11 protein-coding genes are annotated in these 10,656 nt (G+C 59.4%); 6 read left to right on the top strand and 5 right to left on the bottom strand.

Annotated features, from left to right (window positions below):
• From IIY41_RS14020 to IIY41_RS14005, 4 genes are all read right to left on the bottom strand, one after another.
• On the bottom strand, window positions 1-564 hold a 564-nt coding region (locus IIY41_RS14020), incomplete at its 3' end, for a Clp protease N-terminal domain-containing protein (protein WP_287401261.1).
• A 100-nt stretch (window positions 565-664) separates the two neighbouring features.
• Window positions 665-1,315, bottom strand: a complete 651-nt coding sequence (locus IIY41_RS14015) for a hypothetical protein (protein WP_123157518.1) — start codon at window positions 1,313-1,315, stop codon at window positions 665-667.
• A 179-nt stretch (window positions 1,316-1,494) separates the two neighbouring features.
• Window positions 1,495-1,869 (bottom strand): SMU1112c/YaeR family gloxylase I-like metalloprotein, encoded by a 375-nt coding sequence (gene gloA2, locus IIY41_RS14010; protein ID WP_009321861.1) that lies wholly within the window; start codon window positions 1,867-1,869, stop codon window positions 1,495-1,497.
• On the bottom strand, window positions 1,866-2,672 hold the full coding sequence (locus IIY41_RS14005; protein WP_009321860.1) for a DUF624 domain-containing protein: 807 nt from the start codon (window positions 2,670-2,672) through the stop codon (window positions 1,866-1,868). Before IIY41_RS14005 ends, gloA2 begins: the two co-directional genes overlap by 4 nt.
• 391 nt (window positions 2,673-3,063) lie before the next feature.
• On the opposite strand from IIY41_RS14005, the gene IIY41_RS14000 reads away from it, so the two are divergent.
• The 6 genes from IIY41_RS14000 (at window position 3,064) to IIY41_RS13975 (ending at window position 9,486) form a co-directional block, all read left to right on the top strand.
• Window positions 3,064-4,086, top strand: a complete 1,023-nt coding sequence (locus tag IIY41_RS14000; protein ID WP_242853448.1) for a LacI family DNA-binding transcriptional regulator — start codon at window positions 3,064-3,066, stop codon at window positions 4,084-4,086.
• Between the two features lie 111 nt (window positions 4,087-4,197).
• A complete protein-coding gene (locus IIY41_RS13995; protein ID WP_287401256.1) occupies window positions 4,198-5,535 on the top strand; it encodes an ABC transporter substrate-binding protein in 1,338 nt (445 codons plus the stop codon).
• Window positions 5,536-5,622: 87 nt separating this feature from the next.
• Window positions 5,623-6,474 carry a carbohydrate ABC transporter permease gene (locus IIY41_RS13990; protein WP_117460774.1) on the top strand — a complete coding sequence of 284 codons (852 nt, stop codon included), beginning with the start codon at window positions 5,623-5,625 and terminating at the stop codon, window positions 6,472-6,474.
• Entirely contained in the window at window positions 6,474-7,316 is an 843-nt protein-coding gene (locus IIY41_RS13985) for a carbohydrate ABC transporter permease (RefSeq protein ID WP_287401254.1), read from the top strand. Before IIY41_RS13990 ends, IIY41_RS13985 begins: the two co-directional genes overlap by 1 nt.
• Window positions 7,316-8,791: a 4-alpha-glucanotransferase gene (gene malQ, locus IIY41_RS13980; RefSeq protein ID WP_009321855.1), complete on the top strand. Its 1,476-nt coding sequence runs from the start codon at window positions 7,316-7,318 to the stop codon at window positions 8,789-8,791. Before IIY41_RS13985 ends, malQ begins: the two co-directional genes overlap by 1 nt.
• Before the next feature lie 170 nt (window positions 8,792-8,961).
• Entirely contained in the window at window positions 8,962-9,486 is a 525-nt protein-coding gene (locus IIY41_RS13975; protein WP_287401251.1) for a stage V sporulation T C-terminal domain-containing protein, read from the top strand.
• Between the two features lie 107 nt (window positions 9,487-9,593).
• Here the strand turns inward: IIY41_RS13975 and IIY41_RS13970 are convergent.
• The coding region (locus IIY41_RS13970) for a hypothetical protein (protein WP_287401250.1) at window positions 9,594-10,656 on the bottom strand (1,063 nt) is incomplete at its 5' end.

Below are 10,656 nucleotides of genomic sequence, written 5' to 3'. Positions count from 1 at the left end.
GTCGCGGCCGATGACGGGGTCCAGCTTCTGCTGACGGGCCAGCTCCACAAGGTCCTGGCCGTATTTGGCCAGCACGTCATAGGTGCTTTCGGGGTTGTCGCTGGTGACGCGCTGGTTGCCGCGCACCTGCGCCAGCACCTCCAGAAAGCGGGTCTTATCAAGGCTGAACTGGCGCAGCACCTCCTTGACGGCGGCGTTGGGCGCATCCATCATGCCCAGCACAAGATGCTCCACGGAAACGTATTCGTCCTTCATGGCGGCAGCGGATTTTTCGGCGGCCGTCAGCGCACGGTCCAGCTCCGGCGTGATATACACCTTTTCGGGGTCCCGCCCGGTGCCTGTTACATGGGGCAGCTCACCCACCTTTTTGGCAAAGGCGGCGGCAAGGTTGCCCGGCTCGGCCCCCATCTTCTGAAACAGCTGGGGGATGAGCCCGTCCTGCTGGCTCAGCAAAGCGCAGAACAGATGCTCCGGGCACAGGGCCTGGTTTTCATACTCGACGGCCAGCGACTGTGCAGCCTGTAATGCCTCGAGGGATTTTTGTGTCATTTTCTGTGCATTCATATCATTTCACTCCTTATCCGCATATTTTGTCGGATGAATCTACGGGGCAGAGCCGTGCGGCGCACGGCACTGCCCGATGAACGTTCCGGCCCGCAGGCGGCTACAGGGCCGCAGTCTCTGCGTCCAGGCCGGAGCGGTAACACCCCTCTACGGCGCGGGGCGCGCCGGCGGGGTCCTCCAAATGGTCAAAAAAAGTTTTCAGGCAGGAGTCGAACAGCGCCACATAACCCGCAATGGCGCGGCCAGCCTCCTCGCTGGCGGCGACATTCCGGGGCAGAAGCAGGCGGCGGGTATACCGCCCTCCCTGCGCCTCGCTGCGGCGCGGCGGGCCTTCCAGATACGCGCGCTCCAACCCGGCCCACAGCTTATAAAACTGACCGATGTACAGCAGCAGCGAAGGGTTCTGTGTGCGCAGGCCCGCGCGCACCTCGCCCAGCTCCTCGGTGGAATGGGGGTACAGCTCCACCACGTAGCGCATGCTGGGGTTGTATTTATAATGGATGGCGCTGCGCATCGAGAGCATCGCGTCCGACGCATTCAGCATAAGCTGAAGCGCATTCTGCCCGCTGACAGCATCCATGATGGAAGAAAAAATGTCCTGCATGCGCTGCTCCGGCGTAGCCAGCTGCACATATTCCGCCAAAATGCGGTTAATCATATTCGAGCGGTTCGTGCCGGCTTCATAGGCCAGGCGGTCCACAGCGTCCACCACATCGTCCATCAGCACAACACTGTATACGCTTTTGCTCAAGGTCCTGCACCTCCATGCTTTGAGTGTAAATTTATTGTATATCAGATATAATAATTTGTCAACAGATTTATATAAATTATTTTTCAAGTTTTGCGGAGCAAAAAACGGCCGCACACAGACAGGGTGTCCTGCCGTGTGCGGCTTCATACAGTATCAATAGAAACTTCCAGCGCAGCGCGTCACTCGTGCAGCTCCAGCGGCAGGCCGTCCGGGTCACGAAAAAAGGTAAACGGCTTGCGGGAATATTCATCCATGCGAACCGGCTCACACGCAATGCCCTTTGCAGCCAGCTCTGCAACCGCCTCAGCCACGCTGTCCACACGGAAAGCCAGATGGCGCAGACCCGCGGCCTCCGGGTACGACAGCCGCGCGGGCGGCTCGTGGGCGTTGAATATCTCCAGTTCGCCGTCGCCCAGGCGCAGGTCCAGCTTCCACAGGCCGTTGCCCCGGCAGTTTTCACGCACGACGGGCAGCCCCAGAAGATCCACATAAAAATGCTTTGCCGCAGCGTAATCCGAAACGATGACCGCCACATGATGCACGCTCAGGTTCACTCCCGGCCCTCCTGCTCGGCACGGCGCGCCGCCTGCTGCTCAGAGATGTGGAACGCCTGCTCCATCACGGGCCAAGCCCACATATCCCCGATGACGGCCACCAGTGCAGGCATTCCCAGGAACAGCAGCAGAAGCATGATGGGAACGGGCACGAACAGCACCACCCCGATGACGATGACCAGCGTAATCAGCCCTGCGGGCAGCGTGCGTTTGGCGTAGCCGAACATAATGAGCAGGCTGTTCTTGAGCATACCGCCCAGGGGCATGTCGAGATACAGCATCTGCAGGGTCGTGAACAGCCAGCAGATCGTGAGCAGCAGCAGGCTGAACGCCACGAATGCCACCAGCAGCACGTTCATCTCCGACTGCATGAACATATAATACCAGGCCGCGATGCACTCCATTGCCAGCAGCGTGCAGAACAGGACACCCGCGGGCACGCTCTGCTTCCAGTTGCCCTTCCAGCATTTTTTGAATTCATGCCACATATAGCAGGGCTCATCCCGCACTGTTTTTACGGTGATGCCGTGCAGGCACGTCATGGCCGGGCCCACCAGCACCGCACACAGCAGATACAGCACGGCCGCAATGAGCAGCATGCCCAGATACTGGTGGAACAGCAGGCCGAACAGCACCACCGTCACCATGGGCAGGCAGCACAAAAGAAACAGAAAATTCACCTTCAGCAGATGGCCGTAGTCGCGCATCAGTATTTCAAAAAAGCGCGGAATCCCCTTTTTGGGCGGCTGATCCTTGCGCACGCCCGGCCCCTCTTTGGTATACATGTTTGAAAAAAATCCCATATCAACCGCTCTTTCCCCGCATACGGGTAAATTTTCACCGCAGAAAACGCGCTTTTTTGCACCGGATTCCCGGTACACTATCCAGGCGCCGCTTTCACAGCATATCTATTATACTATATCAAACCCGCACAAGGATTACAAGAATGTGAATCTTTTCTCATTTTTTGTTTGTACAGCGGCCGGCCCGCAAATGATTACAACAAAATGACAGGCCGATTGTTTTATGCTGTAAAGGTGCACAATAAACAATAGTTCAATTAAATCAATTTGCCGAAATTGCCAAAACCTCTTGCAAATTCCTCACGCGTAGGTGTATGATAAGCAATAGAAGGAGCTGGAAACGTTTCCGGGAGCGTTCCCGATAACGGTTGCAGTCTTTCAAAAAAGGGGGATGCAGCTGTTGACGATCAAGGACATCGCAAGGGAATCCGGGTACGCCGTATCCACCGTTTCCCGCGCGCTGAACGACCATCCTGACGTTTCCCGTGAGGCTAAGGAAAAGATCAAGGCCATCGTCGCGGCGCATAAATTCGTGCCCAACAGCAATGCCCGCCAGTTGAAGGTACAGCAGAATCGCAGCATCATCATTGTGGTGAAGGGCGCGTTCAACATGTTTTTCGCCGCCATTCTGGAACGGATGCAGAGCCTTATTTCCTGCTCCGGGTACAGCGCCGAGGTCCATTACCTGGACGAGGACGCCGATGAGGTGCTGGTGGGCGAGCAGCTTCAGCGCGAGCGCAAACCTCTGGGGTTCATTTTCCTGGGCGGCAACACCTGCAGCTTTGAGGCACGCTTTTCCGCCATTGCCGTGCCCAGCGTGCTGGCCACCACACTTGCAGATCACCTGAACTTTGGAAACCTGTCCAGCGTGGGCATCGACGATACCGCCGCCGGACGGCGCGCGGCCCGTTTTCTGCTTTCCCGCGGGCACCGGCGCATTGCCGTTATCGGCGGCAACCGGGCGGTCTCCTCCATCAGCGACCAACGCTACCAGGGGTTCCTGCAGGGCTTTGCAGACGAGGGGCTTTCCCACGATGAGGCGCTGTATCAAAAGGCGAATTACAATCTCGGCAGCGGATATCGTGCCATGAACAAGCTGCTGGCCCGGGAAGCGGGCTTCACCGCCGTGTTCTGCATGTCGGATATCATGGCTGTGGGCGCCATGCGCGCCCTCACAGATGCGGGGCTCCGCGTTCCGCAGGATATCTCCGTACTGGGCTTCGACGGCATCGAGCTGGGGCAGTACGCGGTACCACGGCTGGCCACGGTATCCCAGCCGCAGCAGGAGATTGCCGACCAGAGCGTGGCCCTTCTGCTGGGACAGATCGAAAAGGCTGCTCCTCCGCAGACGCGCGTGGTGAGCACCGGGCTTCTGGAGGGCGAATCTGTCGCCTCCGTAACATCTGATATTTGACGGCAGCTTCATACCGTCTTTAAAGCCGCATCTGCCGAAGTAAGCGCAAATGCATTGTTTAGAGACGATCAGTTCTGCCGTTGAATGATAAATTTTTTTAGGAGGACCAATATGAAAAAGGTACTTGCACTTGTACTTGCGCTTTGCCTGGCTCTTTCCCTTGCCGCCTGCGGCGGCTCCGGCTCGAGCAGCTCTACGCCCGCGGCTTCGGGCTCCGGCAGCGAACCCGCCGCCAGCACCACCCCCACGGCCGCAGGTTCTGTTTATTACCTGAACTTCAAGCCTGAGCAGGACGAGGCCTGGCAGACGCTCGCCAAAGCTTACACCGCGGAAACGGGCGTTCCCGTAACCGTCGTGACGGCCGCCTCCGGCGAATACGAAACGACGCTTATGGCCGAGATGGGCAAAAGCGAAGCCCCGACGCTGTTCCAGGTGAACGGCCCCGTCGGCCTCGCCAACTGGAAGGATTACTGCTATGATCTTTCCGGCTCCGACATCTACACCCAGCTCACCAGCGACGACTATGCGCTGAAAGAAGGCGACACCGTCTACGGCATCGCGTACGTCATCGAGAGCTACGGCATCATCACCAACAAGACTCTGTTGGAGAAAGCCGGCTATACCATCGAGGACATCCAGAGCTTTGAGGACCTGAAGAAAGTTGCCGAGGATATTACCTCCCGCAAGGACGAGCTGGGCTTTGCCGCGTTTACCAGCGCGGGCATGGACGGCAGCTCCGACTGGCGCTTCAAGACCCATCTGGCCAACCTGCCCGTTTACTTTGAATATCAGGAAGATGGCATCAGCACCACCGACGCCATCAAGGGCACATATCTGGACAATTACAAGGCCATCTGGGACCTGTATATCAACAACAGCACCTGCGAGCCCAGTGAGCTGTCCGCCAAAACCGGCGACGACTCCCGCAATGAGTTTTTGGCCGGCGAGGCCGTGTTCTTCCAGAACGGCTCCTGGGAGTACGGCAACCTGACGGGCGAGGGAAAATATACGGATGACGACCTCGCCATGATCCCCATCTATATCGGCGTGGGCGACGAGGCCAACCAGGGCCTGTGCACCGGCACCGAGAACTACTGGTGCGTGAACAAGGAAGCCTCCGAGGACGACATCCAGGCCACGCTGGACTTCATCAACTGGTGCGTCACCTCCGAGCAGGGCACCAAGGCCATGGCCGACGACATGGGCTTTGTCATCCCGTTCAAAACCGCGCAGGAGTCCCCGAACCTGTTCGTAAAGCAGGACGCCGAGATGACCGCCGCGGGCAAGACGCCGGTGTCGTGGAACTTCACCACCATGCCTTCCGAGGAATGGAAAAACGGCGTTGGTTCCGCGCTGACAGCGTATGCCGCCGGCACGGGCGACTGGAACGGCGTTGTCTCCGCTTTCGTGGACGGCTGGGCCAGCGAGGCCGCGCTGAACGCGGCGTAAGCGAATACCGCAGCAAAATGGGGGAGCTTGGCTCCCCCATTTTATAAGTAAGCAAAAGAAAAAGGAAAGGAAGGGACCGCAGCCGCCATGGAAAAGACGCTCAAAAAATATTTCCCGCTGTTTGTGCTGCCGACGCTGGCCGCGTTCATCATCGGGTTCATCGTCCCCTTTGCAGAGGGCATCTATCTCTCCTTCTGCAAATTCACCACGGTGGGCAACGCCTCTTGGGTGGGCGTTTCCAATTATGTCAAAGCGTTTTCGGACACCACGTTCCGCAGCGCGTTCTGGTTCACACTGGGCTTCACAGCCGTGTCCACCATTCTCATCAACGTGCTGGCCTTTGCCATCGCGCTGCTGCTCACGCGGGGCATCAAGGGCACCAATGTATTCCGCACCGTGTTCTTTATGCCGAATCTCATCGGCGGCATCGTGCTGGGCTACATCTGGCAGATCCTCATCAACTGCGTGCTGTCGCTGGTCAAACAGCCGCTGCTGCAGCTCAACACGGCGGCCGGCTACTGGGGGCTCATCATCCTGATGTGCTGGCAGCAGGTGGGCTATATGATGATCATTTATATCGCCGGGCTTCAGAACGTGCCCGGGGACCTTATCGAGGCTGCGCAGATCGACGGCGCGAACCCCTGGCAGGCGCTGGTGCGCATCAAGCTGCCGATGGTCATGTCCTCCGTCACCATCTGCCTGTTCCTGTCGCTGACGAACTCGTTCAAGCTGTTCGACCAGAACCTTTCGCTGACGGGCGGCGAGCCCAATCACGCCTCCGAGATGCTGGCCCTGAACATCTATAACACGTTCTATACCCGCTCCGGCCCGCAGTGGAAGGGCATCGGCCAGGCAAAGGCCGTCATTTTCTTCGTGCTCGTGGTAGCCATAGCCCTTGTTCAGCTCAGGGCAACACGTTCCAGGGAGGTGCAGCAGTAATGGTCAAGGCAAAAAAAGGCTTCAATCTGTTCTGGACGGTGCTGCTCTCCGTAGCGTCCGTCCTGTATGTGTACCCAATCCTCATGATACTGCTGAACTCCTTTAAAAAGGAGACCTCCATCAGCACTTCTACGGCGTTCCTGCCGCCCACGGCAGATACCTTTGCCGGCGCGGCAAACTACGTCAACGCCATTTCTTCCAAGGGCTTTTTACAGAGTTTCTGGTACAGCACGCTCATCACCGTCACCAGCGTGGCGCTCATCCTGCTGTGCTGTTCCATGTGCGCGTGGTACATCACCCGCGTCAATTCTCTGATGAGCAAGGCCATGTATTACCTGTGTGTGTTCAGCATGGTGGTGCCGTTCCAGATGGTGATGTTCACACTTTCCCAGACGGCGGACAGTCTGGGCCTGAACAAGCCCTCCAACATTGCCATCATCTACCTGGGCTTCGGCGCGGGGCTGGCGGTGTTCATGTTCTGCGGTTTTGTCAAAAGCATCCCGCTGGAGATCGAAGAGGCTGCCATGATCGACGGCTGCAACCCCATCCAAACGTATTTCCGCATTGTATTTCCCATTTTCAAGCCCACCATGATCTCCGTCGCCATTCTGGAGGCCATGTGGGTGTGGAACGACTATCTGCTGCCCACGCTGGTGCTGGACATCAAAAAATACCGCACCATCCCCATGCTCATCCAGTACTTCCGCGGCAGCTACGGCCGCGTGGAGATGGGCCCCATGATGGCCTGCATCATGTTCACGGTGCTGCCCATCATCATTCTGTACCTGGCGTGCCAGAAGTATATCATTGAGGGCGTCGTGGCCGGGGCGGTGAAAGGCTGATGCGCACCAGCGGCATCCTGATGCCTGTCTCCTCTCTGCCCTCGCCCTACGGCATCGGCAGCCTGGGGGCGGAAGCCTACCGTTTTGTGGATTTTCTGGCGGCGGCCGGGCAGCGGTACTGGCAGATCCTGCCCATCGGGCCCACGGGCTACGGCGACAGCCCGTACCAGAGCTTTTCGGCCTTTGCGGCCAACCCCTATTTCATCGACCTCGACGCGCTGGAGCAGCGCGGCCTGCTGACGCACGACGAGATCGCACGCTTTGATTTCGGCCCTGACGCGCCCGAAGGCATCGACTACGGCGCCCTGTTCCGCACGCGCTTTGCCGTGCTGGAGCTGGCCGTGCGCCGCTTTGATGCCGGGGAGGACGCATTCCGCGATTTCTGCGCCGCCAACGCGTTCTGGCTGGACGATTACGCGCTGTTCATGGCTTTGAAGGCGGAAAACGGCATGCGCGCCTTTTCGCTGTGGCCCAAAGACGTACGCGCACGCAGGCCCGCGGCGCTGGCCGCAGCACGGGCGCGTCTGGCAGGGCAGGTCCGCTTCTGGCAGGTGGTGCAATACCTGTTTTACGAGCAGTGGGCCGCTCTGAAGGCCTACGCCAACGCAAAGGGCGTGGAGTTCATCGGTGACATTCCTATCTACGTTTCGCCGGATTCCTCCGACCTCTGGGCCGACCCTTCGCTGTTCCAGGTAGACGCGGACGGCGCGCTGACGGAGGTGGCGGGCTGCCCGCCGGACGCTTTCGCGGCGGACGGGCAGCTTTGGGGCAACCCGCTGTACAACTGGGATGTACACTTAAAGACCGGGTGCGCCTGGTGGATACGACGGCTGCGCCATGCAAGCGCCGTATACGATGTGGTCCGTATCGACCACTTTCGCGGCTTTGAAAGCTATTACGCCATTCCCGCCCGGGACAAAACCGCAGTGAACGGCGTGTGGCGCAAGGGGCCCGGCACGGCGTTCATCGACGTCATACGCCGAAAGCTGCCGGACGTGCGCATCATTGCCGAGGATCTGGGCTATCTGACGGACGATGTAAAGGCACTGCTGCGCGCCAGCGGCTTTCCCGGTATGAAGGTGCTGCAGTTCGCCTTCGATTCCCGGGAGGAAAGCGACTATCTGCCCCACAACTACACACAGAATTCTGTTGTGTACACAGGCACCCACGACAACACCACCACGGCGGACTGGGAGCTTTCGGCTCCGGCCGGGGACGTGGCGTTCGCCAGGCGTTATCTGGATGTGGAGGGCGGCGCCGATTTCACGCGGCGTTTTATCCGCGCAGCGCTGGCAAGCGTTTCGGACACCGCCGTTATTCCCATGCCGGACTGGCTGGGCCTTGGCGCCGAGGCGCGCATCAACACGCCCTCCACGCTGGGCGGCAACTGGCTGTGGCGCATGGACCCCGCCGCGCTGACGGACGCTCTGGCGGCCGATATTCTGGCTTTGACGAAGCTGTACGGCCGCTGCTGATCCGCACTTTCCCCTTTTCCTTTTTCTTAAAACGAAAGCGCGTCCCGCACGGCTGAACAGCCGGCTGGGCGCGCTTTCGCTTTGTGTTTTTCTTTTTCCGAATGCCTGTATACTTTTCCCTGTATTAACAGATAATAGTATCATGCATCAGAAATTGGGAGGCAGCAATTATGAAAGCAACCGGCATCGTGCGCCGTATCGACGACCTTGGGCGTGTGGTCATCCCCAAGGAAATACGCCGAACCCAGCTCATCCGCGTGGGCGACCCGCTGGAGATCTTCGTCTCCGGCGCGGGCGAGGTGATCTTCAAGAAATACAGCCCCATCGGGGAACTTTCGGTCTTTGCCGCAAGCTATGCGGAGGTGCTCTACAAAGCGGCGGGCGCGTCCGTCGCCATTGCGGACCGGGACCGTGTGGTGGCTGCGGCCGGAGCAGCGCGGGACGCCGTTGAAAGATCTCTCGCTCCCGTTTATACCCGCGCGGTAGAGCAGCGCCGTCTGTTCACGGCGGCGGACGCCGCCAGCGCCCTGCCCCTGTGCGAGGGCGTGGACACAAGCGCCACAGCCCTGATGCCCATTTTGTGCAACGGAGACCTCATCGGCAGCGTGGCGCTGACGGGCACCATGCCCGACGAAGCCATGGTGCTGCTGGTAAAGGTAGCCGCCGCATTTCTGGGCAAGCAGATGGAAGAATAGCGGACGTCCTATGCAGCCCCTGTAAGCTTCTTTCCGCGGGCAAAGGCGGCGCGCCCCGTGCACGGGGCGCGCCGCCTTCGTGTTTTTGCGTTTTTTCACAGCGATCGTCAATTGAAAACTTGGACAAACGTATTTTCGCTCAGCTGCTCCGGCAGCAGGGCCGGCACATAGGCGTAGGTCACGCTCTTGTAGCCTTCCGGGTCTCCGTCGTCAAAAAAAGGCGCTTCGCCGTCCGGGCTGTCGATCAAAAAGCAGTAAACGGGCTGGATGGTATCCATCAGGCGGCTCCGGTAATAGGTGATCTCCCAATGCAGGATATTCACCGCACCGCCGTCGTAACCGCCCTGCGTGCCGCCGATCCAGGCCTCACCGGCCATCAGCGCGCCCTTTGCGTCGTCCAGCGTGCGCAGGGCATAGGTGCCCAGCACCTGCGGTTCCAGCGGGAACGTCACAGCGGTCAGGTCCCCTTCCGGCGCGGAAAGCTGGATGCGCCGGAAGCTGTAATTGTACAGCTTTTGCGCCAGCGTGTCCGAAACGCTCCCCGCTTCATAAAACGCACTGATGGCCGTACTGTACTCTTTGTAGATATTATAATCGCCCGTGGATTCAAACGCAGGATTTTCCAGCGTCACAAACTTCGCGCCGAAATGATCGTAGAAATAGCGGTACAGCGCTTCGCCAGACAGCCCTTTCGGCGCAGCCAATAAGTTATCCCCCTGTTCATACCGGTAAAAATGTACTTCCTGCCCGTTTAGGGAATAGCTTACGCCGTCCGCCTTGCCGCTGGCATAGGGGCTGTAATACGCCGTGTCCGGCGGGCCGGAGGTATCGTATGAAAACGCCTCCAGCGTGCCGCCCAGTTTGGCCGCCGTGTCCTCCAGCGCCGCGCGCATCTCTGCTTCTCCGTCCGGCACCGCATACACAGGCAGCTCTGTGGGCAGTTCCCCGGCAGGCAGGTCATAGGTGGGGTTCGCGCCCGCTAGGTCCGCATCCGTCCGGACGGTAATATCTCCCATGCCCATACCGCTGCCTTCCGCGGCGAACAGCAGCCTGCCCTCCTTGCGCGCGCCGGCCTGCGCGTCCTCCGTTGTCTCCGGCGCTGCCGCCGCAGAGCTTGCCGTGCCCGCTGTGTCCTGCACTGCGGCGACGCGGGGCGCCTGTTCCGTCTCC

The organism is Ruthenibacterium sp. (assembly GCF_017421385.1).
In the GTDB taxonomy this organism is placed as follows: Bacteria; Bacillota; Clostridia; order Oscillospirales; family Ruminococcaceae; genus Ruthenibacterium; species Ruthenibacterium lactatiformans.
Note: the sequence above shows the minus strand (reverse complement) of the source record. Positions and strands in the feature narration are given on the sequence as shown.